Consider the following 25088-nt stretch of genomic DNA (forward strand, 5'->3'; position numbering starts at 1 on the left):
CCGGGAGTCTAACCGGGCTCGGTCCGCACCCGGCGGGCGCAGAGCCGAGGTGCGGAACGTTCATCCGGTCTTCGTGGCTGTCGGGGGGAACGCGCCGCGCCACCGACGTGCCGGATGGCTGTCGGGAAGTTGATCGCCCTTGCCGGTGAGTCTGTCGCGCAGTGTCTCCGGAACCGGTTCGTGCGGGACGAGGCCGCGGGCGCGCAGTTCGGGCACCACGTGGTCGGCGAAATCGCTGAAACTACCACGTTCCGTAGGAAACGTGGGTGACGGTGTTCATGGTGAACGCGTTGAGCAACAGCCGGGGACGGAACATGGGCTGGATCCTCTCGACGGTGCAACCGGGAACAGGAGCAGGCTATGTGTGGCGGCTCGGCGATCCTGCCCTTCGGATCGGCAAGATTGCCTACACGGCCGATACAGCTCGGCTTCACTCTCGTCCTGGCCGCGAGGTGTGATCCATCGATACCCGGGTATCGCGGTTGCGTCGCGGTTCACGGCTGTCGCCGTCGCGGCGGCCGGGGCGGTCGCCGAGGTTCCCGAGCCCGCGACCCGCGCCACGACGAAGGGTTCGACCGATGAGTTTCGCGATGAGGATGGCGAGCCTGTACATGCAGCGGGTGGCCAAACCGCAGATGGCGACCGTGCCGCGAGCGTGGGCGCAGATCACGGCGCCGAAGGAATCGGGGATGCCGCCGCGAAAGGTCCGCGCCCGCCACGCGATCCGCGCTCGGCAGGTCGGTGAATTCGCCTGCTACAGCGTGTTGCCCGCGGCGGGCCCGGCGGCGCGGCTGGTGCTGTACGTCCACGGCGGTGGCTATTACCGGCAGATCGCGCGCCCGCATTGGACGCTGATCTCGCGTCTGGCCGACGCGGGTGTCGCCGTGGAGGTGCCGATCTACGGTCTCTCGCCCCGGTACTCCTATCGCGACGCCTATCCGATGCTGGCCGCCGCCTACGAGCAGGCGCTGTCCGAACACCCCGACGCGACGGTGACGATCATCGGCGATTTGGCCGGTGGCGGGCTGGCGCTCGGCTTCGTCCAGACGCTGCCGGTATCCCATCGGCCGGACCGGCTGATACTCCTCTCGCCGTGGCTTGACCTGACCATGTCCGAGCAGAGCGATATCTACGATCCGTGGCTGAGCCGGACCGGGCTCATCGAGGCGGGCCGGGCGTGGGCGCACGGCACCGACCTCGGCGAGCCGTTGCTGAGCCCGCTCAACGGCCCGCTCGCCGACCTGCCGCCGACCCACGTCTATATCGGGACCAGGGATCTGCTCTACCCCGATGTGCTGCGCCTGCGTCGCCGCGCCGCCGAGGCGGGCACCGACATCAGGGTCACCGTGTGCGAAGGGGCGATCCACGTGTACCCGCTGGTGGCGGCGCCGGAAGGCCGGGCGGCGTCGGCGGCGATCGTCGACGAGGTCAGGTGGCCCGGACGGTCGGGTACCGCCGTGTCGCGCGGGGTGGGTTCCGGCCTGTCATCGACCTGAGCGCGGCGGGCGGGTCGACCACAGCGCCCATCCGATCAGGACCGGCTGGAAGAACAGTCGGATCAAGCGTTTGCGGTCGGTGTCGAGGCCGAAGGCGTCGCGTCGTCCGAGGTATTGCGCGAGATTGCCGGGGAAGACGGCGAGGAAGAACAGGGCGAGCACCTGTCCGGTCCTGGCACGGTCCCGATCGGCGAGCGCCAGATTCGCGCCGAGCGCGATCTCCACACCCCCGGAAGCCATGACGACACCGTCCTTGTCCAGCGGCACCCAATCGGGTACCTGGGCCTGAAAATCCTTCCTGGCCCAGAACAGATGGCTCAGGCCCGCGAAGATCATCGCCGAGGCGAGGATCCAGCGCGCCACGTCGCGAACAGTCGAGGTCTCGGCCGGGTCGCAGCACGCCGGACCGCATTCCGGCGCACCATCGGGATCCTTACCGCTGATTTCCGAGCTGTCGTTGTCCATCTGTCCCATGGTAGGGACGTCGATGCCCCGGCTGCGGTAGCGCGGCGGCGTCGCGGGTTCAGCGCGCGCGGCCCGCCCCGTGCGCGTTCGGGACCAGCAGAATCCGGTTCAATTGCACCCGCGTGTCCCACAGGGCGGACGAATCGGACAGGGTCGGCAAGCAGGTCGCGATCCGTTCGGCCAGCTGCGCGGTGCTGATATTGCTGTCCTGCGAGCAGGTGCCGAGCAGGTCGGCGGCCTGCTCGGCGGTGATTCCGTACACCAGCATCACCACACCTTTCACCTGTTCGACGACGGCCCGCGAACGGTCGTGCTCGGGCGTGGGCGCGGTCGGGTCGACGGTGTTCTCCTCATCGCTCACTCCACGGCATTACCCACATTCGGCCGCCGGTACCCGAGGGACCGCGGTCGCGAGGGCCGATCGACACCCGTCCGACTGTCGAATTCGCGGCGTCTCCCGTTCGCGCCCAATACTTTCGACCGAGGTCGCGGGCTACGGCAAGGGAACCCGGGCGGCCGGAATCGGGCGTCCCCGAACACCCACCCGTGTGCTCCACAGGCTCCCCGCCGTCGTGATGTAGAGGACGTCACCGTCGAAGGCCACCGAGGAGACGAACCCACCGGGAACATCGATCGCCGTGTCGAGTGCGCCGTCTGCGGTGAAGCGCGCGACAGCGCTGCCACTACCCAGCGCCACCCACACCCCGCCCTCCACGTCGACGGCGAGGCCGTCGCACTCACCGCGCGGAGCCGTGGCGAAGACCCGTGTGCGGCCCTCGCGCACCGCGATCACCCGGCCCTCGGCGTATTCGCTGACATAGAGGGTGCGGTCGTCCGGTGCGAAGCCGAGTCCGTTGGGCCACCTGATATCGGTCGCCGCCACGGTCACGACACCGGCGGGATCGATCCGCACGACCTCACTCGGCACAGCGGGTTCCCCACTCTGGGGATGATGGCGCAGAACGCCCACGTAGACGGAACCGTCGACCCCGACGGTCAGGTCGTTGAATCCCGAGGCCCCGTCGATCGACAGAAGCGTGTGCTGCCGGTCGCCGTCGGCGAAGCGGAGATCGCGTCCGGTCATCACGAAACCGCCGTCGGCGTGGGCGGCCAGTCCACCGATACCGCGTCGGCGTTCGATCACGCCCCCGGTGTCGCCGTCCCGGTGCCGATACACCCCGCCCGCGGTCACATTCGAGAAGACCACGCTGCCATCGGATTCCACCACCGGCGCCTCGAGCAGGCCTTCGGTCGAGTACAACTGCCTCAGCATGCTCGCTCCTCGATCGCGCGTTCGCCCCGGAATCGTACAGGGGGCCGTTCGCGCGGATTCGAACCGAAGTACCGAGTTCCCCGTTTCATCCAAGACCGTCCACCCGACGACCCCTGGACAAGGATCCGTGATGAACGCCTCCCGCTCGACTTCGCCGTTGCCCGCAGGCCGACTGCTGCTCACCGACGGTGGCCTGGAGACGACACTCGTCTTCCACGACGGCATCGATCTGCCCGATTTCGCGGCGTTCCCGCTACTGGCGGCCGAATCCGGCCGCGACCTCCTGCGCGGCTACTACCGCCGCTACGCCGAGATCGCCCACCGCAACGAAATCGGCATCGTGCTCGACACCCCCACCTGGCGCGCGTCCGCGGATTGGGGCGCACGGCTCGGCTACGACGGCGACCGGCTGCGGGCGGCCAACACCGACGCGGTCGAACTGCTGCGGGGGATCAGGGCGGAATACGCACCGGAGACCGCGGTCGTCATATCGGGCAATGTGGGGCCGCGCGGCGACGGCTACGACGTCGGCGCCCGGATGTCGATCGAGCAAGCGCGCGACTATCACCGTCCACAGATCGCCGCGCTGGCCGCCGCGGGCGCCGACCTGGTCACCGTGCTCACCATGACCTACTCCGACGAGGCGATCGGCGTGGCGTCGGCCGCGCGGGCCGAGTCGATACCCGTCGCGGTCGGGTTCACCGTCGAGACGGACGGAACACTTCCGTCCGGGCAATCGCTGGCCGATGCCATCGAAGCGGTCGAGCGGGCCACAGACGGTTACCCCCTGCACTACGGCATCAACTGCGCCCACCCCGACCACTTCGAACCCGTTCTGCGACAGGAACACTGGGCGAACCGGATCGGACTGCTGCGCGCGAACGCGTCTCGGCAGAGCCACGAGGAACTCGACAACGCCACCGAACTCGACGCCGGCGATCCGGCCGAACTCGGCGCGCGGTACGCGGCGCTGCGCCGGGAATACCCGAACCTCGTGGTGGTCGGCGGATGTTGCGGCACCGACCACCGCCACGTGGCCGCCATCGCCGAAGCCTGCGTCGCCGATTCCGTGCGCGGGCCATCCGTGGGGTAAGGACGGCCCAGGACGCACGGATCGCCCGACGCAGGTCGGGGCGGTGCCGGGTGGCCGAGCTCAGGGGCGCGCGACGGTGAGGAACGAATTTGATCGCCCGGCATTCGTCGGCTGCCACCTGGTCGGAGGAGCTACGCCGGTACACCCTCGGCTGTCAGACGGCGGACCAGCCGGTCCACCGGGTGACCCGGATGGCGAGCACGGGCCCGGGCGGAGGCCGGCTGACGTACTGGCGGTACCTGGCGGTCAGCAGCACGAGCGCGCGCTCGGCCTCGGCCTCGTCCGCGAGGTGCGCGCGACCGTCGGCGCGGACCCACCACAGGTGGTTCCAGTCGTCGGCGTAGCGGTCGGCGAGGACGGCCACCGAGGGATTGGCGGCGATATTGGCGAGTCGGCGCAATGCCGTGGTGGTCTTGGGTTTGGCGTCGACGGCGGTGTAGACGACGTCGTCGGACACCGCGAAGACGATGGGCACGATACGCGGTGTCAGGTCGGGTGAGACCGTCGCCAGCCTGGCGACGGATTCGCCCGCGAAACGATCGCGCGCCCGGTTCTGGTCGAGCCGCATGGCACCTCCTCGCGCCGATCGGATAGCTCCGACCATGCGCCGATCGGAGGATTTCGGCAACCCGTGCCGTCGTGGCTTTGCGATCAGTGTGATGTTGAGGCGCGGTCGCGAGAACTGCCACGCCAGCGCCGCTCGCGCGCGCCTGCGCCGGGTGGGGTGGTGCCGTCCGAGCGCCCGCAGTGGTAGGAAAGGGAGCGTGTCCGTTACTGGCGAAGGATCAGGTCAGATCAGCAGCAGGTCGCGCGCGGTGGACGAGGTCGTCGAGTTGGTCAGCACGCTGATCAGATTCGACACCTCCAACACCGGCGAGCTCGCGACGACCAAAGGGGAACGCGAATGCGCTGAGTGGGTCGCCGAGCAGTTACAAGAGGTCGGCTACACCACCGAATACGTGGAATCGGGTGCCCCCGGGCGCGGAAATGTGTTCGCGCGACTGAAGGGAGCCGATTCCGAGCGGGGCGCGTTGCTGATGCACGGTCACCTCGATGTGGTGCCCGCCGAGGCGTCGGACTGGAGTGTGCATCCGTTCTCGGGAGCGGTGCGCGACGGTTATGTGTGGGGACGCGGCGCGATCGATATGAAGGATATGGTCGGCATGACGCTGGCCATCGCGCGTCAGTTCAAGATCGAGGGGACGGTGCCGCCGCGCGATATCGTCTTCGCCTTCCTCGCCGACGAGGAGAACGGCGGCAAATGGGGTTCGCAGTGGCTGGTCGACAATCGCCCCGATCTGTTCGACGGCATCACCGAGGCGGTCGGTGAGGTCGGCGGTTTCTCGTTGACGGTGCCGCGCCCCGACGGCACCGAACGCAGGCTCTACCTGGTGGAAACCGCCGAGAAGGGGCTGGGTTGGATGCGCCTGCGGGCCAAGGCCCGTGCCGGTCACGGCTCGTTCCTGCACGAGGACAACGCCGTGACCATCCTCGCCGCCGCGGTGGCGCGCCTGGGCAAACACACCTTCCCGCTGGTGCTTTCGGATTCGGTGGCCGAATTCCTGGCCGCGGTGGCCGAGGAGACCGGACTGGATTTCGATCCGCACAGCCCCGATATCGAGGGCCAGCTGGCGAAACTGGGCACCATCTCACGCATCATCGGCGCGACCCTGCGCGATACCGCGAATCCGACCATGCTCCAAGCCGGTTACAAGGCCAATGTCATCCCGCAGACCGCGGAGGCGGTCGTCGACTGCCGGGTGGTGCCGGGACGGCAGGAGGCGTTCGAACGCGAGGTGGACGAACTGATCGGCCCCGATGTCGAACGCGAGTGGATCACCGAACTCGATTCCTACGAAACGACTTTCGACGGTCACCTGGTCGACGCGATGAACGCCGCGATCCTCGCCAACGATCCCCAGGGCCGCACCGTGCCCTATATGCTGTCCGGTGGTACCGACGCGAAAGCGTTCGCCCGCTTGGGAATTCGATGCTTCGGGTTCGCGCCGTTGCAGCTGCCGCCCGATCTGGATTTCAGCGCGCTGTTCCACGGCGTCGACGAACGCGTCCCGGTCGACGCGCTCGAGTTCGGCACCCGCGTCCTCGAACTTTTCCTGCTCAACAGCTGAATCCTCCCGACCATCACCGCTGACCGACAACCCGGAAGAGAGAAGATGACCGACAACCGCCACAATCCATACGACGCACTCCCGCAGGTCCCGAGTTTCACCTTGACCTCCGAGAACGTGACCGACGGAGGCGCGCTGAGCAACGACCAGGTCAGCGGAGTGTTCGGCGCGGGCGGCAAGGACATCACGCCGCAGCTGTCCTGGTCCGGATTCCCCGAGGGGACCAAGAGTTTCGCGGTCACCGTCTACGATCCGGACGCGCCGACCGCCTCGGGTTTCTGGCACTGGGCCGTCGCCGACATTCCGGTCGATGTCACCTCGCTGGCCGCGGGGTCGGGTTCGGAGGGCGGCACGCTGCCGACCGGGGCGATCACCCTGAACAACGACGGCGGCTTCGCCGGTTACGTCGGCGCCGCCCCGCCGCCCGGACACGGCCCGCACCGGTATTTCATCGTCGTCCACGCGGTCGACGTGGAGAGCCTGGGTATCGAGGCGACGGCCACGCCCGCATTCCTCGGCTTCAATCTGTTCTCCCACACCCTGGCGCGCGCGGTTCTGGTCGCCACCTACGAACAGAAGTAGTAGACCGAAGGGCGGTGGCACCGAGTGCTCGGTGCCACCGCTCTCGTCGTCGGTTCAGACGTTGATCACGGTCTCGGGCAACGGATCGGCGTAGAGGGAGACGATCTCCTCGGCGTATTTCGCGGCGATCGGATTGCGCTTGAGCTTCATGGTCGGGGTCAACTCGTCCCCGCCCGGCTCCCACGGCGTGCCGACCACCGTGAAGCGCTTGATCTGCTCCACCCGCGACAACTTCTTGTTCCCGGCGACGACCGCCGCGAGGATCTCGTCGATGATCTCCTTGCGGTTCGCCAGCGCGATCAGATCGTCGGCGGGGGCGTCGAATTCCTTGGCGCGGATGGCCGCGGTATCCGGGTCGAGCACGATGAGCGCCGAGATGTAGGGCTTGGCCTCGCCGATCGCGACCACTTGGCCGACCAGCGACGATCCCGCTTTGACCGCGTTCTCGATATTGGTCGGGGAGATGTTCTTCCCGGCCTCGTTGATGATCAGTTCCTTCTTGCGGTCGACGATGCGCACGTAGCCGTCCGCGTCGATGGTCGCCACGTCCCCGGTCGCGAGCCAGCCGTCGGAGTCGAGCGCCTCCTTGGTCTTGTCCGGCTGCTTGCGGTAGCCCGGGGTGACGATCGCGCCGCGTACCAGCAGTTCACCGTCCTCGCCGAGTCGGATCTCCAGCCCGTCGACCGCGCGGCCGACCGAACCCGGGCGCGGCTTGTCCAATTCGGTGAAGGTGCCGACGCCGGTCGTCTCCGACATACCCCAGACCTCGCTCACGGCGAGTCCGAGTCCGAGGAAGTATTCGAGCGTCTCCGGCGGGATCGCCGCCGCACCCGAGGCCGCCACCTTGAGGTTCTGCAGGCCGAGCGCGTGCCGCAGCTTGGACAGCACCAGCGCGTCGGCGATCTTGTACTGCACTCCCAGCACGAGGCCGCGGCCCTTGCCCGACAGGTCGGCCCGCGCGGCGGCGACGCCGGTCTCGACCGCCCATTGCGCGAGCGCCTTCTTGACCGGGCTCGCCTCGGTGGCCAGCTTGCCGTCGATACCGGCCTTGATCTTCTGCCACACGCGCGGAACACCGAAGAACACGGTGGGGCGGGCGTCGGGCAGCGCGACGGCGATCTCGCGAGGATCGGGCACCGTGGTGATCAGGATGCCGGTCAGCAGGCTGATCGAATGCCCGGAGATGCGATCGGCGACATGGGCCGCGGGCAGATAGGAGATCGCGCGGTCGTCCGGCCCGACCGGAAGCGGTCCCTTGACGAGCGCGATGATCTGGGCGAGCACATTGCGGTGGGTGATCTCGACACCCTTCGACGGGCCGGTGGTGCCCGAGGTGTAGATCAGGGTCGCCAGATCCTCCGGCTTCACCGCCTGCCAGGCCGCGGCGAAGTCGAAGTCGGGGGCCGGGGTCGATTCCAGATCGGCCAGCGACACCGTCCCCTCGGCCTGCCCGTCCACCAGCACGATGTGCTCGAGGGGCACCCCGGCGGCCTTGATCACGTCGAGGAAGGCGTTCTCGGTGACGACGACCTTGTTCTCCGCGTTGGTGAACAAATGGGTGATCTGCTCGGGGGAGCTGGTGTTGTAGATCGAGAACGGCGTCGCGCCCACGTGCAGCGCGGCGGTGTCGATCAGGTTGAATTCGGGCCGGTTGGTGAGCATGATGCCGACTGTGTCACCGGGCCCGACGCCGAGGGCGGCGAGCCCCGTGGCGAGCGCCTCGACCCGCTCCGCGTACTGCTTCCAGGTGATCTCCAGGGTGCCGCCGACCGTGCGCAACGCGACCTGATCCGGCCGCAATCTCGCTGTCTCCTGGAATGCCTCGGGCACGGTGTACACCGTCTTGCCGGACTCGTGTGCGAAACCGATTTCTGTTGTGCTCATCTTCCCTGTCCCGGTAACTCTGTCGTGAGCCGATCTCGATGCGCCCGCAGTGTGCCGGCTGGACCCGCAACCACGACAGAATGTGGCGGTGCGTTTGTCATCGTCTCGCGGGTCGGCGCGTCATCGAGTGGCGCGGCTCACTTATCGTAGCCAGAGAATGGGACAAATGGTGTCCGTTATTCGCGAATCGGGCGGCGGAAGTACGTAGAGCGACCGGAGATCCTCACGGCAACCAGTGCATCCCGAAGTCGCGTTTGGCCCGCAGGTATCGGCGTGCCCGTTCGCTCTTGGGTTCGGTCACCAACGGCACCACCGACACTCGCACACCCGAGGCCCGCAGAGCGTCCACCTTGGCGGGATTGTTGGTGAGCAAACGGATCTGGCTCAGGCCCAGATCGAACAGTTGCTTGGCGGCGGCGTCGTAGCGTCGGGAATCCAACGGAATGCCGAGCCGCGCGTAGCTCTCGTAGGTGTCGAGTCCCGCCTGTTCGCTGGTGTGCAGCCCCATCGCCTTGCGAATCAGCCCGGCGCCGCGACCTTCCTGTTCGAGGTAGATGAGCACGCCGGAACCCTCGTTCTGGATGAGGTCCATGGCCAGGTCCAGTTCGGGCCCGCAGTCGCAGTCGTCGGACTGTAGCGCGTCTCCGTAGAGGCATCGAGAATGTATCCGTACCAGGCAATTGTCGGCGATATCGCCGATCACGAGAATATGCCCGCCGTCGTGAGGGTCGGGCAGTTCCGCGACCCGAATCACCAGCTCGCGCCCCTTGCGCGTCAACCGGTGTTCGGTATCTTCGAGACTGCACCCGGATATGGTCAATGCTCCTCCGAATCGTGAACGGGACTTCTCCCGGATGGGTTGGGCGAGACGATATTGCCAGATTGTGACGACATTGTGACCGACTGAGCAGGTGGAGGTTTCCGATTCGCGCGGCGCGTCGCCGGGTTCTCTCAGCCGCCGCCGTCGTCCATCGGTGATCGCGCGATGCGATCGATCCGCCCGGTGTCGGGCATCGCGCCCGGAATGTCGCCGAACGACTGGGTCGCGACCATGGCGGCGGTCGCCCACCGGAAGGCTTCGCGATCGGCGCGCCGGTCCCGGGTGACCAGTCGGTGCACGAGGGCCGCCATGAACGCGGCTCGCGCGCCCAGTGATTCGTCGAGCTGGGCGGCGGCGAAGCGTCGGATGTCGATGACGTTCTTGTCGGTGGAATGCACCGTGCACTCGAATCCCTGTACGGTGCAGACCGTTTCGACGCCGAGGGTGAGCAGCTGCTCGGGAATATCCGGTGGGTTACCCGAATCATCGGATTTGGTACGGGATTTCGACAGCAGTCCGCGCAACTCCTGCTCGCTGCCGATCAGGTAGTCGATGCGATCGAAGAATTCGTACAGGTATTGCGGAAACGGGATCGACGGTGTCGGCTGCACCAGCAGCCACGGTCCGTCCGGGACCGAACGCAGGATCTCCAGCGTGTGTTCGATGATCGTCATCGGCTGTTCGAAGGTCATCAGCACCGCGTCGGCCTCGGTGATCGCACGGTGTGCCGCGGGCGCGTTCAGATCTTCCCGATCGATCCGGACGGCGTCGTCCACGTTGCCGATGACGGCGCTGGTCCCATTGCCCGCCATGATGACCGCGGCCACCGGGGTCGATTCACCGGGCACGATCTTGACCAGTTCGGTATCGACGCCCTCCTTGCGGAGGTAGCGCAGGATACGCCTGCCCGCGGGATCGTCGCCGACGGCCGCGATCAGCCTGACCTGGAAACCCAGACGCGCCACGGCGACGGCCCGGTTGAGACCTTTCCCGCCGATCTGTTCCTTGAACCGTCCGAGCGCGGGCCTGCCGTCGGCGGTGGGAATGTGATCGGTGCGGTAGGTGTGGTCGATCACGGCGGCGCCGATCACCGTGACCGTTCCCAAGGTCGTCGACGCCGAATCGGCGCGCGGAGCAAGATCTTCGGGCTCGACCTCGATTCCGGCTGCCAGCAATGCGGCCAGGGCGGTGAACGCTCGTCGCTCCGGTGTCGCGCGCAGGGTTCGGACGGTCGGCCGGGTCGGAATCGCTGTGGCGCCCAGACTTTCGTGGAGTGGAAGCCACTGTCGCGTCAGATACTCCCGGCGTGCGCCGAGATCGGCGGCGTAGAGGAGATCGAAATCTATACCGACCGGGGGGTTTTCACGAAGCAGGCCCAAGGCCAGCGCCGCGTCGGCGATGAGGCGGTCGGTGGGTGCCAGTCGCCGGGCGAATTCTCGCACAACCGACAGCACGACTTCGTTCGGAGGCAGGTCGTCACGCCGCGCGCGGTCCTCGACGACCGGTAGTTCCAAGAGGGGGGCGATGTCGACCTGCGTGGTGCGGAGCCGGTCGGCGCCCTCCGCGAGACCTCGGTGCTTGCCGAGCCGGGCGAGGACGTTGCGCACGGCGACGGTCGCCGAGTCCTGGGCCGCCATCGGTCGATCGACTCCTCCCCGTGGCGAAGCGTTCATTCATCGTCCGCGCCCACCATAGGCGGCATTTGCTGGTTTATCCAGACTATTGACGGTGAACACCATAAGTCTGACATGCCAATTGACATAGTTGAGATGTCAATTGGCAAATAGGTAGTAGCGATTGTCCGCGGAACCAGCCACACTGGTATCAGCGGAACATCGCCCACCAGCAGCTCGGGAGGGTCTGGTGATCAGAATGAATCTCGTGAAGCGACGTAATCGGCGGCGTGGACAGCACCGCCCCGGCAGCGAAGCGGAGTCGAACTTCCCAGGCTGAGCCGATCGCTCGCCGGTGCCGTCGACGCGGAACGTCCGGCCGGATTCCCGGCCGCGGCAACTCGAACGCTCTCCCGCCGGAAAGTCCTGTCGGCGTGGATATTCGGACAATGATCGCTTACCTGCGGATGCTCGATAGGAGCAATTCGTGACCATATTCGTCACCGACTGGTCGATGACCAGCGATATCACCGAGCACGGGGCGCATCGCGTCGCCGACAAGTGGCTCAAATCGTGGCGGCTGAGCTGGCTGCCGGATCGCCTGCTCACCCGTGAGCAGGCCCTCGCGGGGATGGATCTCGCGGAGATCGTCAGCACCCGATCGTTCCGGTACGACAACGGCACGTTCCTACGGGCCGTCCACACCGCCGGACAACTCGGAATCCCACTCGAGCAGCTGGACCTGATACCGGAGCAGTAATGACCGTGCACGCGACCGACTGGAAGATGACCAGCGATCTTTCCCCCGAATACGCCTACCGTCAGCCCCTCCGGGCTCGTCGTCCCTGGTGCCTGAGCTGGCTGCCCGGCCGCCTGCTGCTCCGCGAGGAAGCACTGGCGGGGATGGAACTCGACGAATTCCTCAGCGACCCCGGTCTGGTCCACGATTCGATCGCGCACGCGGCGATCGCCGATCGCGCGGATGTACTCGAGATCGGCTGGCAGGACGCGCTGCTGCTGTTGACCGAGCGGATGGTCGCCCGGCTTCGCGCGGCGGAAGTCGCTTAGCTGCCAGGTATTCCGGCGCTGTCGCCTTCGGGCGAGCCCGTCGCGCGACCCGCCCGAACACGGAGGTGGCGGGTGTCAGCCGCGATCTCCCGCCAGTGCGACGATCGCGTCGACCTGACTCTTCTCCGGCATGGTCGCCGCCGCAGGGCCCAGTTTCTGGGTCGGGATCATCGCCGCGGTCGCCCAGACGATGTCGTCGCGCCCGAGCGGACCGTCCGAGACTGCGATGCGATAGGCCAGGGCCGCGGCGAAGGCCGCGGTGGCGCCCGGAGCCTGTTTCAGCGCGCCCTGGAAATGCGCGATGTCGAGGGTGACCTCTTCCGACCAGACCGCGCACCGGAATTCCTCGATGGCGCAGACCACTCGCACGCCGAGGCCGCGCAGTCTGCGCGCGCTGTCGGCGCTGCTCGCCGCGGGCTGGTCGGGCAGCATCCTGGCGAGTTCGGTCGGGGTCGCGACGATGTAGTCGACGGCGTCGAAGTAACGGTAGAGATCCTGCGGCACCGCCACACTCGGCGTGGGGCACAGGATCACCTGCGGTGCGGGGTGCATCCGGCGCAACATCGCGAGTACACGTTCGGTGATGCCCCTGGGATGTTCGAAGGTCAGCAGGACGACATCGGAACTTTCCATCACGGCGACGGTTGCCGCGGTGTCGACGTCGGAGAACTCCAGGGTGCTGCGTTCGTCGCGGGAGCCGATGAGCAGGGTGTCGCCGCTGGCGTTCATGATCACGGCCGTCCTTGCCGTCGCTCCGCCACGCGCGATCTTGATCAGATCCCGGCGCACGCCCTCGCGCGCCAGGTAGTCGAGGATATCGCGGCCGCTGTCGTCGTCGCCGAGTACCGAGAGCAGGTGCACGTCGAGTCCGAGCCGTGCGGCGGCCACCGCGCGATTGAGTCCCTTGCCGCCGGGATGACCGATGTAGTCGGCCTCGGCGGGTGTCTCGACCGAGGGAAAGCGGTCCACGCGGTAGATGTCGTCGATGACGGTATCGCCGATCACGGTCACCTGTCCCGCGCGCGGCATCGAATCCGGTAGGGACACCAGGATTTTACCGCTCGCGGCGGTGCCGGGGACGTGACCGGAGCCGGTCGCCAGCAGTGTCGCCAGTGCGGTGAACGTGTCGCTCTCGGTCGTGGTCCGCAGTCGTTTGACCGTCGGTGTCGCCGGGATGGTTTCGGCGTGCAATGCCTCGTGCAGGGGCCGCCACTGTTGGACGAGATATTCCCGGCGGGTGCCGAGACGGTCGGCGTAGAGCTGGTCCAGATCGATGCCATCGGGCGGGTTCCCGCGGAAATGGCCCAGTGAGAGCGTGGCGTCGGCGATCAGCAGATCGGTCGGCGGCAGCATCCTGGCCGTGTCGCGCACCACCGGCAGCATGGAGGCGCCCGGCGATGTCCCGGTCCTGCGCGCGTGCTCGCGGACCACGGCCAGTTCCAGCAGCGGCCCGACGTCGATCTCGGTGCTGCCGAGGCGTTCCGGTTTGAGGCCGTAGTAGGTGCACAGGCGCGTGAGGATGTCGCGAATCATCACCGTTCGGGCGTCCTGCGATGTCATGCGCGCGATCCGCCTTTCTGGCGTTCGGCCGATATGCGCCTGCCCCAACGATATTCCGCGTAAGGGGGCTAGGCCACACCTTTTCCGGCAAACACCCACGTGGCGGGGGCAATTGCCCTGAACGTCCTCGGCAACTGCCCGGAAATCGGTGGCATCTCGCCGCAGCACCGGACACACTGGGAGTCAGGCGATTACGTCGTCCACCAGTCAGGGAGGATCTGGTGATCACCGTGATCCACAGGGCCGTGATCCACGGTGCACCGAGCACGTCGACGCGGGCGGGCCGGTGCCACGGGATCAGGATCGACGAGGACATTCGTGGCCGCCGAAGTGACCGGTGGGTATGCCACCGGCGACAGCACTCGAGCACCCGCGGGGACGGTTCCGCGAAACCGTCAGCACCCAGGCATTCCGACACGCACCGATGACCTTCGCGCGGTCACCGGGCAGTGCCGGACGACCACGAATTCCCTCGAGCAGTTCCTGCTCTGCTGTGAGACCCGAAGGCAGTGATGAAGTTACACATCACCACACGAATGATGATCAGCGGCGTGACACCCGAATCGGCGCGCCGGACAACAAGATCGGACGAGGAGGTCTGGCGGCTGAGCTGGCTGCCGGACCGTGAGCTCACCCGGGACCAGGCGCTGGCAGGCATGGAACTCGACGAAATGCTCAGCGATCTGGCCAGGGTGCACGATCCGGCCCTGCACGCCGCCGCCGAGATTCGTGCCGCCGCGCTCGGTCTGACCGTGGAACAGGCGCTGATCCTGCTGGCGACACAGATCCTGGGCCGGATGAACGACGAGAGGGACGAGCAGTCACCCCGTCGGCGCGCGGGCGGCCCCGGGTTCGGGCGACGGGTGATCGAACCACCGCGAGTGCGCGGGTAGGGGAGTCAGGCCTGCGTCACGTGCTCGGCGCCGACCGCCTCCGCGATCGAGGAGAAACCACGCTCGCGCAGGCGGTCGGCGATCCCGCGGTGGACCTTGCGGGTCCAGAAGAGTCCGCCGTAGATGAAACCGGTGTACCCCTGCAACAGGGTGGCCCCGGCGAGGATGCGCTCGAAGGCCTGGTCGGGGGTTTCGATGCCGCCCACCGAGACCAGGACGACGCGGTCACCGACCCGGCGGTAGAGACGGCGCAGTACCTCGAGGGAACGGTCGGCCACCGGCGCGCCCGACAGACCGCCCGCGCCCATCGCGGCGACCTCGGCGGCGTCGGTGCGCAGGCCGTCGCGACGGATGGTGGTGTTGGTGGCCACGATGCCCGCGAGCCCGAGTTCGACCGCGAGGTCGGCCACGGCGTCGATATCGTCGTCGGACAGATCGGGGGCGATCTTGACCAGGACGGGAACCCGGACCTCGTCGAGTACCGCCTGCAGCACCGGCCGCAGGGATTCGACGGCCTGTAGGTCGCGCAGGCCCGGCGTATTGGGCGAGCTGACGTTCACGACGACGAAATCGGCGAGCGGTCCGAGCAGTGCCGCGCTCGTCGCGTAGTCGGCGGCCGCGTCGGCGGGTTCGACGATCTTGGTCTTGCCGATATTGGCGCCGATCGGCACCGTGCTGGTCCGCGCCCGCAGTTGTCCGGCGGCGCGCGCCGCACCGTGATTGTTGAACCCCATCCGGTTGATGAGCGCGTGATCGGCGGGCAGCCGGAACAGCCGAGGCGCCGGATTACCCGGTTGCGCCTGCGCCGTGACGGTGCCGACCTCGGCGAAACCCCAGCCGAGCGGACCCCACACATCGACGCCGTCGGCGTTCTTGTCGAAACCGGCGGCCAGACCGAGCGGTGCGGGGAAGTCGACACCGAACGCGGTGTTGCGCAGGATCGGGTCGTCGGACACCAGCAGCCGGTTCAATACCCAGCGTGCGGGTGCGAAACGCGCTGCCAGGCGCATCGCGGCGAAGACGAGATGATGGATCCGCTCCGGCGGAACCAGGAACATCAAGCGAAGCACCAGTGTGTACATCGGCCGCGTCACATCCCCGGCTCTGACTGGGGTTGCGTCGCCGATTTTCGGCGGCGCAACAACACCCGACGACTCCCGTCGGTGTACGCGCGCACCCGTGAGAGCTCCCAGCCGCCGAATTCGGCCTGGATCGCCAGGCGCATCGACGCGGTGACCCGGTTCACGTCCTTGGGTAGTCGCAGCGGCACATACTCGTAATCGTCGCTGGTGGTCTCCCAGCTCGCCGGTAGTGCCCCGCGGGAGGTGTTCGGCGCCATCTACTGCCCTCTCTTCCGCTCGTCCGCGGGAATCCGCTGCAGACCGTCACCGGTCGCGGATCCGACGAACAGATCACCGGTGCGTTCGTCGACGGTCACCGAATCGGGTTGGCGCACGGTCGGAAAGCGGCCCACTTCCTTCGGTATACCCGTCGACAGATCGAATCCGACGACTTCGTTGCTCTGCGTGCACGTCACCCACACGGTCTCGGACCGTCGATCGTAGGCGAGTGCGTAAGGCGACGATCCTACCGGGAAACGCTGGCGCAGTACGAGAGGTCCGGTCGTGTAGACCAGGAGTTCGCCGCCCGCGGTATCGGTCACGATGATCCGGCCGAAGTGGTCGGCGATCATGTCGGTGGCGCCGTCGCCCGCGCGCAGGGCCAGTCCGAGCCGATCCTTGCCCGGGTCGATCTCGGTGATCGAGGTCTGGCGTCGGTCGAGAACCGTGAGGTGGTCGGGGGTCTGGGCGAGGACGTCGGCCGAGGCCAGACCCGACACGGTCCCCAGCACCTCCCCGGTGGCGGCGAGGGTGCGGACCTTCCCGTCGGCGGTGCCGACGACCAGGGTGCCGTCGGGCCGGTACGCCACCGACCTGACGTCGCCGTCGACGGTGATCTGGGTGCTCACCCCGGTCGCGAGGTCCACGCGCAGGACGCGGTCACGGGCGGGAATCAGGACTTCGCCCGGTTTACCCTGCGCCAGTGCCGTGCCCGGGGCGGGGAGCGCGAGCGGTCTGCCCGCCTGGGCGCCACCCTGGAAATTCGCCGGATCGAGCACGAAGAGCGTGTTCGCATCGAGTGCGACGAGTTGCCCGGTACCCGATTCGGTCAGCAGCGCGCCGACCGGACCAGTGCGGGCCGCCACCTGGCCCGCCGGTTTCGCCGTCGTCGCGGGGGCGACCGCGGCGACGGCGGGATCGCGGGTGGGCAGGTCGGGTGTGTCCCCGTCGGAGGAGCATCCGGCCAGCAAAGCCAGTACCGCCGCGCCCACCAGCGCACAGGGAACCGAGCGACGGCGCATCCATCGACTCCTAACTACCGAGGTGACATCCCGAACCGACACCATCTGACCATGTCGGGGCGACACCGTGGCGGACCGGGGGTCGGGGCGGTCACGGATTGTCGGTGACCCGCGTTACCTTAAAGTTGGAACACCCGAACGACCCACCACCGGTCCGAACCGAGCACCAGCCACCGTCACGCGACGCCACCGAGAGGGAGCCACGGTTGAAATCCGACCACCATCCGGAATTCGCCGTCGACGACATCACCGTCGGCCGGTACGCGCACGGATTCGGTACGACGGCCGACGGCAGGCCCTACGCGTTCCGCACGGTCAGGTCGACGCTCACACTCGAGATCTACCGGGCCGATCTCACCACCGATGTGCCGGGGCCCGAGGACGTGGTCGCGGTGGCCACGGTGCGGGTCACCGATGTCGATCTCGACGACGAACGCAGTGTCGTGGCACTGGTCCGGGATATGATCCCCGACGCCGCGCCGGTCGAATCCGTCGCGGACCGGGACGTCACGACCGTGCGTGCCCTGCTGGGGCGGATCGGATCCGTCATAGATGGTATCTAGGAAGTGATGCGACCCACACGACTCGCCCGAATCGTCCTCGCCGTGGCCGGTGTCCTGGCCGTGGTCTCGGCCTGCGACTCCAGTTCGGACGAGGCGTCCGTCGACGCCGCGCGTTCGCGCGCCAACCAATCGCTGTCCTCGTCGGTGGCGGCGTCGTCGAGCGCGGCGCACCCGCCGTTGCCGTCGGCGGCGCAACTCGACGCGCAGATCAAGCGGGCGCTGGATCCGGCGCTGCCCGACAGCGAACGCACCGATCTGATCGAGGACGGCAACGTCTTCAAGGACGCCATCCCCGATATGTACAAGGCGTTGCAGGACAATCCGCGCGCCATCTACGGCGTGACCGATCCGGTGTTCGACAATCGCGACGGCACGCTGACCGCGACCATGCGTTTGGACAAGGACGGCAGCGGCACCGTCATCCGCACCACCGTCGTGCACTTCGTGCTGATCGACGGCAAATGGAAGATCTCGAGGACCGATCTGTGCGGCATCCTGCGCTCGGCCGACTACCGCACCCCGGCCTGCGGATAGCCCAGCGATGGTGAATCTGCGGGTTCGGTCGCGTTCGGAGTCCTCGTCGTCGGCGGGACCGGATTCGAAATCCCTGCGCTGGGGGTATTTCGTCTACCGCAACCGCTACCTGGTGCTGGCCGTCTTCGTGCTCACGGTGCTGCTGTCGGGCTGGTACGGACGTGACCTGGCCGGACGGTTGACACAGGAGGGCTGGTTCGACGAGAGCAGCGAATCGGTGGCCGCGTCGAAGATCGCCGACGACACCTTCGGCCGCGATACCGACAGCGACCTGATCCTGCTCTACACCGCGCCCGAGGGCGCGACGGTCGACGATCCCGAGGTCCGCGCGGCGGTCACCGGCGCGCTGGCCGGATTGCTCGCCGAGTATCCGGATCGAATCCTGAAGATCGACAGCTATTGGGACAGCCCGTTCGCCGCCAATGCCACCGACGGCACGCGCAAGCACGCCTTCGCGAGCGTGGGACTGCGCGGCGAAGGTACCGCCACCGTCGAGAACTACGCGGCGATCAAGGACGATCTGGGCGCGGGCGGTCCCGGCACGGGCCCGGGCGGCACCACCGTGCAGACGGCCGGATTACAGCCGATCCTGGCCGGTCTGAACACCGGGATGCAGAACGATATCCACCGGGCCGAACTCATCGCGTTGCCACTGGTGGCGATCCTGTTGTATTTCGTCTTCGGCGGCATAGTCGGCGCGCTGCTGCCGGTGCTGATCGGCGGGATGACCATCCTCGGCACCGCGGGCATCATGCGGGTGCTGACCGGGATCATCGACGTGAACGTCTTCGCCAGTACCGTCATGACCCTGGTCAGTCTCGGTCTGGCGATCGACTACGGATTGTTCACGGTGACCAGATTCCGCGAGGAGATCGCCGCGGGCCGCACCGTGGAGGAAGCGACCGCGCGCACCGTGGCGACAGCGGGACGCACCGTGATGTTCTCCGCCGGGATCATCGCCATCAGTCTCGCCGCGCTGTTCATCTTCCCCAACGGTGTACTCAGATCGGTGCCCTACGGCGGTATCAGTTCGGTGCTGCTGGCCGCGTTGCTCTCGGTGACGGCGCTGCCCGCGGCGCTCGGTATCGCCGGCCGCCGTATCGATTTCCTCGGCTGGAAGCGATTCTCGCGGACCAAGACCGAGGAGCAGATCGACGCCGGATTCTTCTCCCGGCTCGCTCGCTGGGCGATGCGGCGGCCGTGGGCGGTGACGATTCCGATCGTGCTGGCGCTGCTCGCGCTCGCGATCCCGTTCCGGCATATCGAATTCGGCGGTATCAGCGAGAAGTACCTGGCCTCCGAGAACCCGGCCAGGATCGCCCAGGAACGATTCGACGAACTGTTTCCGAGTTTCCGCACCGAACCGCTGAAGCTGGTGATCGTCGGCGCGAATCCGCAGCAGCTCAGCGATATCCGCTACGAGGCCAACCAGGTGCCCGGACTCACCGGGCGTTTCGAACCCAGTGCCACGACCAAGGACGGCGTGAACGTCCTCAACGCCGGGCTCGGCGACAAACGCGACGCCGACCGCGTGATCGACGCGTTGCGCGCGATACCGGAACCACCCGGTGTCGAGGTGATGGTCGCCGGGGTGCCCGCGTTGGAACGTGACAGCATCAACGGACTGCTCGAGGGGCTGCCGTTGCTGGTGGCACTGCTGGCACTGGCCGCGTTGCTGCTGATGTACGCGGCGTTCCGGTCGATCATCCTGGCGCTCAAGGCCGTGGCGATGAGCGCGTTGAGTCTCGTCGCGACGCTGGGCGTGCTCACCTGGATCTTCGTGGAGGGGCACGGATCGGAACTCTTCCACTTCACGCCGGGTCCGCTGATGTTCGCGGTGCTGGCCCTGATCGTCACCGTGGTGTTCGGTCTGTCCACCGACTACGAGGTGTTCCTGCTGTCCCGGGTCGCGGAGGCCAGAGCGGGCGGGGCCGATCCGCCCGAGTCGATCCGCTACGGCATCGCCCACACCGGCGGCGTGATCACTTCTGCCGCAGCGATTCTCATCGTGGTCACCGGCGCGTTCGGGTTCTCCGACCTCGTGCTGATGAAGTACATCGCCTATGGCATGATCGCCGCGCTGATCCTCGACGCCACGGTGATCCGCATGCTGCTGACACCGGCGGTGCTCAAACTGATCTGGCGCTGAGGAGATCTGCCGTGCGAATCGCCAAGGGCGCAGCCCTGTTCCTGATGTTCCTGCTGGAACTGGGGGTGATCGCGGGCGCGGCGGTCTGGGGTTTCACCCTGGACGGCGCGCCGGTGCTGCGGATCGTCGCCGGAGTGGTCGCGCCACTGCTGTTCATCATGATGTGGGCGCTGTTCGGAGCGGCCCGCGACGCACGCTTCCGGCTGCGCGGGCCGTGGCGAATCGCGTTGGAGATCATCTGGTTCGGCGGCGGAGCCGTCACCTGGGCCGTCGCTGTCTCCACCGTGGCCGGGCTGGTGTTCTTCGCGCTGTGGGCCGCCGACGCGGTCGCGCGATACGCGCTGGAGGGAAGTCTGATCGTCGAGACCGGCGCACGCCGACCGGCCGAGGTGCTGTGATCCGGGCGATGCCCGGAATTCCTCAGCGCCGTACCGGAAGGACGAGCTGAGCGCCCGTCACCGGGTGGTCGATGACTTCGACCGGATGCTGATAGACGCGGGTGAGCAGTTCGGTGGTGAGCACCTCGCGCGGCGGACCGTCGGCCGCGACGCGGCCCGATTCGAGGACGGCGACGCGGTCGGCGTAGGCGGCCGCGATACCGAGATCGTGCAACACCACGACGACCGCGGCACCCGCCGCGGCCCTGGCCGACGCCAGGCGCAGCACCGACTCCTGGTGGCCGAGATCGAGCGCGGCGGTCGGTTCGTCGAGCAGCAGTGTCGCGGTGTCCTGGGCGAGTACGCGCGCCAACGCGACACGGGCCCGCTCACCACCGGACAGCGTCGGAAACGCCCGCGCCGCGAGATGTTCGACATCGGCGGCGGCCAGCGCGGCGCTAATCTGTTCGTCGTCGTGCGCGTCGCGTTCGGTGCGTGCCCACGGTGCCCGGCCCATCGCGACGACTTCGCGGGCGGTGAAAGGGAATCCGACGGTGTGACTCTGCGGCAGCACCGCGCGTCGGCGCGCCATATCCAGCGGCGTCCACCGATCGAGCCCTCGCCCGTCGAGTTCCACGACACCCTCGGTGGGTGCGAGTTCACCGGCGAGCGCGGCCAGTAGCGTCGATTTGCCCGCGCCGTTGGGCCCGACGAGCGCCACCACCTGCCCGGCGACCACCTCGAAATCCACGGTGTCGAGTACCCGCCGCGTCCGCGATTCCGCGCGCCGATCGACGCTGACCCCGGCCGACCGCAGTGTCACCGTGCCCGGTGCCGGTGCCGTCGGCAACTCGTGCACCCGGCCGAATACGCCGAGGCTCCCTTTGAGCACGCTCACGCCCAGCCTCCCGCGCGTGCCCTGGTCCGGCGCAGCAGCCAGAAGAAGAACGGACCGCCGATCAGGGAGGTCAGCATGCCCAGCGGCAGATCCGCGTTGTCGACCAGGGATCGGGCGGCCACATCGGCGGCGAGCAGCACGACCGCGCCCAGTATCGCGCTGAGTGGGATGAGCACCCGATGTGCCGGTCCGACGAGCATCCGTACCACGTGCGGCACGATCAGCCCGACGAACAGGATGATCCCGGTGAACGCGACGCCCGCCGTGGTCAGCACCGCGACGATGACGATCACATTGCGGCGCAGCCGTTCCACGTCGACGCCGAGATGACGGGCGGCCGATTCGCCGAGGGCGAGCAGGTCGAGCCTGGGTGCGACGAGGATCGCGGCGGCCACCCCGGCGAAGGCCAGCGGCGTGACCACGCCCACCGCCTGCCAGGTGGCGCCGTTGAGACTGCCCAGCTGCCAGAACACGATCTGATCGCGTGCCGCGGGGGTGGCGACGAACAACAGGAACGCGATCAGCCCGCCCGCGAACGCGTTGATCGCGACACCGGTGAGGACCAGGGTCACGACTTCGGTCCGTCCGCCCGAGCGTGACAGCGCGTAGACCAGCGCGGTGGTGATCAATCCGGCGACGAAGGCCGCCGCCGCCACCGACCAGGCCGCGACGAACGCGCCGCCGACCACGATGACCGTGCCCGCGCCGACCGCGGCTCCGGCCGAGACGCCGATCACTCCCGGTTCGGCCAGCGGATTCGCGAAGACGCCCTGGAGCAGCGCGCCCGCGGTGGCCAGGGCCGCGCCGACCAGCATCGCGAGCACGACACGCGGGAACCTGACCTGCCAGAGCGTCACCTCGCCCGCGGGATGGGCGGGCATCGGACCCCAGTCCAGCCCGATACGGTGCAGCACGCTGCCGGCGACCTCGAACGGTGTCGTCGGCACCTGACCGATCGCGGCCGAGGCCAGCGCCAGCAGCACCAGGGTGGTCACCGATACCGCGAAGACGATCGTGACGCGGGACCGACCCCGGGATTTCGGGGGAGTTGCCGCGGGTTCGGGATCGCGGTCGGTCGTGGACACCGCTGCGGCGTCGGGCCGCGGGGTCTCGCCGACCCGGCTACCGCGATCGGGTCCCGCTGAAGCGGCTTCGATCATGCGGGGCGGGCGCCGTACACGGCGTCGCTGAGCGCGGCGACGACGCGGCCGGTATTCGGACCGAAGCTGAGCAGGACCGAGTCGGCCATATCGATGACCCTCTTGTTGCGGCCGGCCGGGGTCTGCGCGATCCCGGGGACCTTCTCGAGTCCGTCGATGCCGCCGACCGAGGTGAGTCCGTCGGACATGACGAGCAGGACGTCGGGCGCGGCGCTGATCATCGCCTCGGAGGTGATCGCGGTGAACGGCTCCTTCAGTCCGGCGGCGGTGCCCGCGTCGTTCGCCCCGAGTGCGGCGATCAGGGCATCGGCGCCCGAACCCGGTCCGGCGATCATCGTGATGGCGGTACTGCGCAGGTAGAGGAAGGCGATGTTGGGGGGTGTGTCCTGTTCGGGCACCGCCGCGCTCGCCGCCGCGATCTCGTCGGTCGTGCGCCGAGCCAGCGCCTGTCCGGCCGCGGGCACACCGAGGGCGCCCGCCACGGCCTGGATCTGCGGGACGACACCCTCCATGGTCCGCTGCGGATCGAAGTAGACCACCGTCACACCGGCGGTCTTCAACTGTTCGCGGACAGCGGGCGCCGCACTGGTGGTGTCGGTGAGGAATACCGTCGGCCGCAGCGCCAGCACGGATTCCACATTCAGCGAGCCGTTGCCGCCGGTGACATTGGGCACCTGCGCCACGGCGGGGAAGGCGGCAGCGGTGCTACGGCCGACGAGTTTCGGACCGAGGCCCAACGCCCACACCGTCTGCGCGAGGGTGCCGTAGCGGTCTGCCGCGATGATGCGATCGGAGGAGGTGACGGTGACTTCCCCACCGTCGAAGGAACGCACCGTCGCGGGCAGGGTCGGCGTCGGCTCCGGTCCGATCGGCACCGGATCCTGATTCTGGATCACGGCGGTGGTCGGACCGGCCTGCCCGGAACCAGTCGCCGAACTGTCGGTGCCACAGGCCGCGGAACCGATGAGCAGGACCAGTGCGAGTACCGCGACGACCGACCTCGGCAGGCCGGATCGGGCGCTGCGGGGTGCCTGCGCCGGGACGAACGGAACTCCTGGACTCGCACTCATGTAGGCAAGCCTAATCCGCGTCATTCCGCGCGTGCGCTCACGTCGTCCAGTGCCGCCGCGATGGCCCTTGGCAGCTCCAGGGTCTCGGCGGCCATCACCCCGGTCAGCTGCCCGATATCGCGGGCGCCGACGAACATGCTCGCGATGCCGACCCGGTCCCGGATCCAGGCGAGTGCCACCGCGAGCGGGGACGTGCCGAGACCGTCGGCCGCGGTGACCAGCGCGTCGACCACCCGGGTCGCGCGATCGTCGAGCCGGAGCCGGATCTCGGCGGCGGTCGCCTCGTCCGCGCCGCGCGAATCGGCGGGAACGCCATTGCGGTATTTGCCGGTCAGGATGCCGCCCGACAGCGGCGCGGTCGCGATCACGCCGACACCGTGGTGGCGCGCGGCCGGAACGAAATCGTCCTCCGCCTCCCTGGCCAGCAGCGAGTACGCGGTCTGCGCGACGACGACCGGCGCGATCGCCGCCAGGCTCGCCAACTGCCACGCGCCGAATCCGCTGACGCCCGCGTAGCGCACCCGCCCGGACCGCACGGCGTAGTCGAGGGTCGCGGCGATCTCGTCGAGCGGGGTGCGCGGATCCCAGGCGGCGACGGTCCAGATGTCGAGGTGGTCGGTGCCGAGTTCGAGCAGGGTCCGGTCCAATTGACGCAGCAGGGTCCGACGCGAGGCGTCGATCGTCGGTCGCGTGGTCTCGGGGGTCGGCACCCCCGACTCCAGCTCCGCCAGGGGCGCGTCGATCTGCGCGACCACTCCGGCGCTGCCGCTGAGGACGAATTCGTCGCGGCCGATCACATCGCCGAACAGATCGGCGAGTATTCGTTGCGCGATACCGCCGGAGTAGGCGGGTGAGGTCTCGACCAGGGTGCCGCCCGCTTCCGCGAACGCGACCAATTGTCCGGCGGCGTCGTCGGAATCCGTCTGCGAACCCCAGGTGTGGGTCGCCAGTCCGATCCGGGACACCCGAAGGCCGCTGCAACCGACCGTCCGCTGTTCCATCACCGTGTCCGCGCATTCGTCACGGCGCCAAGAGTAATGCGCGGCGCACCCCGAAGTCCGTCTCCTGTCGCGCGGCGGGCCGAGGAAACCGGGACTCT

The 25088-nt window shown here is 68.0% G+C and carries 27 protein-coding genes; 12 read left to right on the forward strand and 15 right to left on the reverse strand.

Annotation, left to right across the window (positions count from 1 at the left end):
• Positions 1-266: 266 nt before the first annotated feature.
• Complete coding sequence (locus OG225_RS13885; RefSeq protein ID WP_405182042.1) at positions 267-458, forward strand: hypothetical protein; 192 nt, start codon at positions 267-269, stop codon at positions 456-458.
• A 120-nt stretch (positions 459-578) separates the two neighbouring features.
• On the forward strand, positions 579-1496 hold the full coding sequence (locus OG225_RS13890) for an alpha/beta hydrolase (RefSeq protein WP_405182043.1): 918 nt from the start codon (positions 579-581) through the stop codon (positions 1494-1496).
• On the opposite strand, the gene OG225_RS13895 is transcribed toward OG225_RS13890, so the two are convergent.
• From OG225_RS13895 to OG225_RS13905, 3 genes are all read right to left on the reverse strand, one after another.
• The gene (locus tag OG225_RS13895; protein ID WP_405182044.1) at positions 1485-1961 is read right to left on the reverse strand and encodes a hypothetical protein; all 477 of its coding nucleotides are present in this window, start codon (positions 1959-1961) and stop codon (positions 1485-1487) included. The genes OG225_RS13890 and OG225_RS13895 overlap by 12 nt on opposite strands.
• A 58-nt stretch (positions 1962-2019) precedes the next feature.
• Positions 2020-2322 carry an ANTAR domain-containing protein gene (locus tag OG225_RS13900; protein WP_405182045.1) on the reverse strand — a complete coding sequence of 101 codons (303 nt, stop codon included), beginning with the start codon at positions 2320-2322 and terminating at the stop codon, positions 2020-2022.
• A 132-nt stretch (positions 2323-2454) separates the two neighbouring features.
• Positions 2455-3234 carry an SMP-30/gluconolactonase/LRE family protein gene (locus OG225_RS13905; RefSeq protein WP_405182046.1) on the reverse strand — a complete coding sequence of 260 codons (780 nt, stop codon included), beginning with the start codon at positions 3232-3234 and terminating at the stop codon, positions 2455-2457.
• A 130-nt stretch (positions 3235-3364) separates the two neighbouring features.
• On the opposite strand from OG225_RS13905, the gene OG225_RS13910 reads away from it, so the two are divergent.
• Positions 3365-4327, forward strand: coding sequence for a homocysteine S-methyltransferase family protein (locus tag OG225_RS13910; protein ID WP_405182047.1), 963 nt, complete (start codon positions 3365-3367; stop codon positions 4325-4327).
• Positions 4328-4481: 154 nt separating this feature from the next.
• Here OG225_RS13910 and OG225_RS13915 read toward each other — a convergent pair whose 3' ends face one another.
• Positions 4482-4895 carry a TIGR03668 family PPOX class F420-dependent oxidoreductase gene (locus OG225_RS13915; RefSeq protein ID WP_405182048.1) on the reverse strand — a complete coding sequence of 138 codons (414 nt, stop codon included), beginning with the start codon at positions 4893-4895 and terminating at the stop codon, positions 4482-4484.
• 196 nt (positions 4896-5091) lie between these two features.
• Here OG225_RS13915 and OG225_RS13920 point away from each other — a divergent pair, with 196 nt between their 5' ends.
• Together OG225_RS13920 and OG225_RS13925 are read left to right on the forward strand one after the other, a co-directional pair.
• Positions 5092-6456, forward strand: a complete 1365-nt coding sequence (locus tag OG225_RS13920; RefSeq protein ID WP_405182049.1) for a M20/M25/M40 family metallo-hydrolase — start codon at positions 5092-5094, stop codon at positions 6454-6456.
• 45 nt (positions 6457-6501) lie between these two features.
• The gene (locus OG225_RS13925; RefSeq protein ID WP_216911375.1) at positions 6502-7038 is read left to right on the forward strand and encodes a YbhB/YbcL family Raf kinase inhibitor-like protein; all 537 of its coding nucleotides are present in this window, start codon (positions 6502-6504) and stop codon (positions 7036-7038) included.
• Between the two features lie 54 nt (positions 7039-7092).
• Here OG225_RS13925 and OG225_RS13930 read toward each other — a convergent pair whose 3' ends face one another.
• The 3 genes from OG225_RS13930 to OG225_RS13940 form a co-directional block, all read right to left on the reverse strand.
• Positions 7093-8922 (reverse strand): AMP-dependent synthetase/ligase, encoded by a 1830-nt coding sequence (locus tag OG225_RS13930; protein ID WP_405182050.1) that lies wholly within the window; start codon positions 8920-8922, stop codon positions 7093-7095.
• A 223-nt stretch (positions 8923-9145) separates the two neighbouring features.
• Complete coding sequence (locus OG225_RS13935; protein WP_405182051.1) at positions 9146-9742, reverse strand: GTP cyclohydrolase II; 597 nt, start codon at positions 9740-9742, stop codon at positions 9146-9148.
• A 131-nt stretch (positions 9743-9873) separates the two neighbouring features.
• Positions 9874-11379, reverse strand: a complete 1506-nt coding sequence (locus OG225_RS13940; protein ID WP_405182052.1) for a PfkB family carbohydrate kinase — start codon at positions 11377-11379, stop codon at positions 9874-9876.
• Positions 11380-11842: 463 nt separating this feature from the next.
• Here OG225_RS13940 and OG225_RS13945 point away from each other — a divergent pair, with 463 nt between their 5' ends.
• Positions 11843-12115 carry a hypothetical protein gene (locus OG225_RS13945; protein ID WP_405182053.1) on the forward strand — a complete coding sequence of 91 codons (273 nt, stop codon included), beginning with the start codon at positions 11843-11845 and terminating at the stop codon, positions 12113-12115.
• Positions 12115-12423, forward strand: coding sequence for a hypothetical protein (locus OG225_RS13950; protein WP_405182054.1), 309 nt, complete (start codon positions 12115-12117; stop codon positions 12421-12423). The genes OG225_RS13945 and OG225_RS13950 overlap by 1 nt, the downstream gene beginning before the upstream one ends.
• A gap of 75 nt (positions 12424-12498) precedes the next feature.
• Here OG225_RS13950 and OG225_RS13955 read toward each other — a convergent pair whose 3' ends face one another.
• A complete protein-coding gene (locus OG225_RS13955; protein ID WP_405182055.1) occupies positions 12499-13983 on the reverse strand; it encodes a PfkB family carbohydrate kinase in 1485 nt (494 codons plus the stop codon).
• Positions 13984-14534: 551 nt separating this feature from the next.
• On the opposite strand from OG225_RS13955, the gene OG225_RS13960 reads away from it, so the two are divergent.
• Entirely contained in the window at positions 14535-14876 is a 342-nt protein-coding gene (locus OG225_RS13960) for a hypothetical protein (RefSeq protein WP_216911370.1), read from the forward strand.
• 5 nt (positions 14877-14881) lie between these two features.
• On the opposite strand, the gene OG225_RS13965 is transcribed toward OG225_RS13960, so the two are convergent.
• From OG225_RS13965 to OG225_RS13975, 3 genes are read right to left on the reverse strand one after another with little or no spacing between them, the layout of a single operon-like run.
• Positions 14882-15958, reverse strand: coding sequence for a quinone-dependent dihydroorotate dehydrogenase (locus OG225_RS13965; RefSeq protein ID WP_405182056.1), 1077 nt, complete (start codon positions 15956-15958; stop codon positions 14882-14884).
• Positions 15959-15966: 8 nt separating this feature from the next.
• Positions 15967-16215, reverse strand: a complete 249-nt coding sequence (locus OG225_RS13970; protein ID WP_109525935.1) for a DUF5703 family protein — start codon at positions 16213-16215, stop codon at positions 15967-15969.
• Entirely contained in the window at positions 16216-17238 is a 1023-nt protein-coding gene (locus OG225_RS13975; protein ID WP_405182057.1) for a hypothetical protein, read from the reverse strand.
• A 206-nt stretch (positions 17239-17444) separates the two neighbouring features.
• Here OG225_RS13975 and OG225_RS13980 point away from each other — a divergent pair, with 206 nt between their 5' ends.
• Genes OG225_RS13980 through OG225_RS13995 form a run of 4 tightly spaced genes read left to right on the forward strand, consistent with a single transcriptional unit; the run spans position 17445 to position 20882 of the window.
• The gene (locus tag OG225_RS13980; protein WP_216911367.1) at positions 17445-17801 is read left to right on the forward strand and encodes a hypothetical protein; all 357 of its coding nucleotides are present in this window, start codon (positions 17445-17447) and stop codon (positions 17799-17801) included.
• 6 nt (positions 17802-17807) lie between these two features.
• The gene (locus OG225_RS13985) at positions 17808-18335 is read left to right on the forward strand and encodes a hypothetical protein (RefSeq protein WP_109525938.1); all 528 of its coding nucleotides are present in this window, start codon (positions 17808-17810) and stop codon (positions 18333-18335) included.
• Between the two features lie 7 nt (positions 18336-18342).
• The gene (locus tag OG225_RS13990) at positions 18343-20484 is read left to right on the forward strand and encodes an MMPL family transporter (RefSeq protein WP_405182058.1); all 2142 of its coding nucleotides are present in this window, start codon (positions 18343-18345) and stop codon (positions 20482-20484) included.
• Between the two features lie 11 nt (positions 20485-20495).
• Positions 20496-20882, forward strand: a complete 387-nt coding sequence (locus tag OG225_RS13995) for a YrdB family protein (protein WP_216911364.1) — start codon at positions 20496-20498, stop codon at positions 20880-20882.
• Positions 20883-20904: 22 nt separating this feature from the next.
• On the opposite strand, the gene OG225_RS14000 is transcribed toward OG225_RS13995, so the two are convergent.
• From OG225_RS14000 to OG225_RS14015, 4 genes are all read right to left on the reverse strand, one after another.
• Entirely contained in the window at positions 20905-21759 is an 855-nt protein-coding gene (locus OG225_RS14000; protein WP_405182059.1) for a heme ABC transporter ATP-binding protein, read from the reverse strand.
• Positions 21756-22844, reverse strand: a complete 1089-nt coding sequence (locus tag OG225_RS14005; RefSeq protein WP_405182060.1) for a FecCD family ABC transporter permease — start codon at positions 22842-22844, stop codon at positions 21756-21758. Before OG225_RS14005 ends, OG225_RS14000 begins: the two co-directional genes overlap by 4 nt.
• Before the next feature lie 71 nt (positions 22845-22915).
• Positions 22916-23989, reverse strand: a complete 1074-nt coding sequence (locus OG225_RS14010; RefSeq protein ID WP_405182061.1) for a hemin ABC transporter substrate-binding protein — start codon at positions 23987-23989, stop codon at positions 22916-22918.
• A gap of 20 nt (positions 23990-24009) precedes the next feature.
• Positions 24010-24990, reverse strand: coding sequence for an aldo/keto reductase (locus OG225_RS14015; RefSeq protein WP_405182062.1), 981 nt, complete (start codon positions 24988-24990; stop codon positions 24010-24012).
• Between the last annotated feature and the right edge of the window lie 98 nt (positions 24991-25088).

Source organism: Nocardia sp. NBC_01377, from assembly GCF_045040005.1.
In the GTDB taxonomy this organism is placed as follows: Bacteria; Actinomycetota; Actinomycetes; order Mycobacteriales; family Mycobacteriaceae; genus Nocardia; species Nocardia noduli.

Excerpts from the sequence above, each read along its gene's own strand:
- OG225_RS14015 (WP_405182062.1), bottom strand. The coding sequence starts at position 24,990 with ATGGAACAGCGGACGGTCGGTTGCAGCGGCCTTCGGGTGTCCCGGATC.
- OG225_RS13950 (WP_405182054.1), top strand. The coding sequence starts at position 12,115 with ATGACCGTGCACGCGACCGACTGGAAGATGACCAGCGATCTTTCCCCC.
- OG225_RS13890 (WP_405182043.1), top strand. The coding sequence starts at position 579 with ATGAGTTTCGCGATGAGGATGGCGAGCCTGTACATGCAGCGGGTGGCC.
- OG225_RS13910 (WP_405182047.1), top strand. The coding sequence starts at position 3,365 with ATGAACGCCTCCCGCTCGACTTCGCCGTTGCCCGCAGGCCGACTGCTG.
- OG225_RS13955 (WP_405182055.1), bottom strand. The coding sequence starts at position 13,983 with ATGACATCGCAGGACGCCCGAACGGTGATGATTCGCGACATCCTCACG.
- OG225_RS13985 (WP_109525938.1), top strand. The coding sequence starts at position 17,808 with ATGCGACCCACACGACTCGCCCGAATCGTCCTCGCCGTGGCCGGTGTC.
- OG225_RS14010 (WP_405182061.1), bottom strand. The coding sequence starts at position 23,989 with ATGAGTGCGAGTCCAGGAGTTCCGTTCGTCCCGGCGCAGGCACCCCGC.
- OG225_RS13975 (WP_405182057.1), bottom strand. The coding sequence starts at position 17,238 with ATGCGCCGTCGCTCGGTTCCCTGTGCGCTGGTGGGCGCGGCGGTACTG.
- OG225_RS13990 (WP_405182058.1), top strand. The coding sequence starts at position 18,343 with ATGGTGAATCTGCGGGTTCGGTCGCGTTCGGAGTCCTCGTCGTCGGCG.
- OG225_RS13970 (WP_109525935.1), bottom strand. The coding sequence starts at position 16,215 with ATGGCGCCGAACACCTCCCGCGGGGCACTACCGGCGAGCTGGGAGACC.
- OG225_RS13940 (WP_405182052.1), bottom strand. The coding sequence starts at position 11,379 with ATGGCGGCCCAGGACTCGGCGACCGTCGCCGTGCGCAACGTCCTCGCC.
- OG225_RS13915 (WP_405182048.1), bottom strand. The coding sequence starts at position 4,895 with ATGCGGCTCGACCAGAACCGGGCGCGCGATCGTTTCGCGGGCGAATCC.
- OG225_RS13925 (WP_216911375.1), top strand. The coding sequence starts at position 6,502 with ATGACCGACAACCGCCACAATCCATACGACGCACTCCCGCAGGTCCCG.
- OG225_RS13965 (WP_405182056.1), bottom strand. The coding sequence starts at position 15,958 with ATGTACACACTGGTGCTTCGCTTGATGTTCCTGGTTCCGCCGGAGCGG.
- OG225_RS13905 (WP_405182046.1), bottom strand. The coding sequence starts at position 3,234 with ATGCTGAGGCAGTTGTACTCGACCGAAGGCCTGCTCGAGGCGCCGGTG.
- OG225_RS13895 (WP_405182044.1), bottom strand. The coding sequence starts at position 1,961 with ATGGACAACGACAGCTCGGAAATCAGCGGTAAGGATCCCGATGGTGCG.
- OG225_RS13930 (WP_405182050.1), bottom strand. The coding sequence starts at position 8,922 with ATGAGCACAACAGAAATCGGTTTCGCACACGAGTCCGGCAAGACGGTG.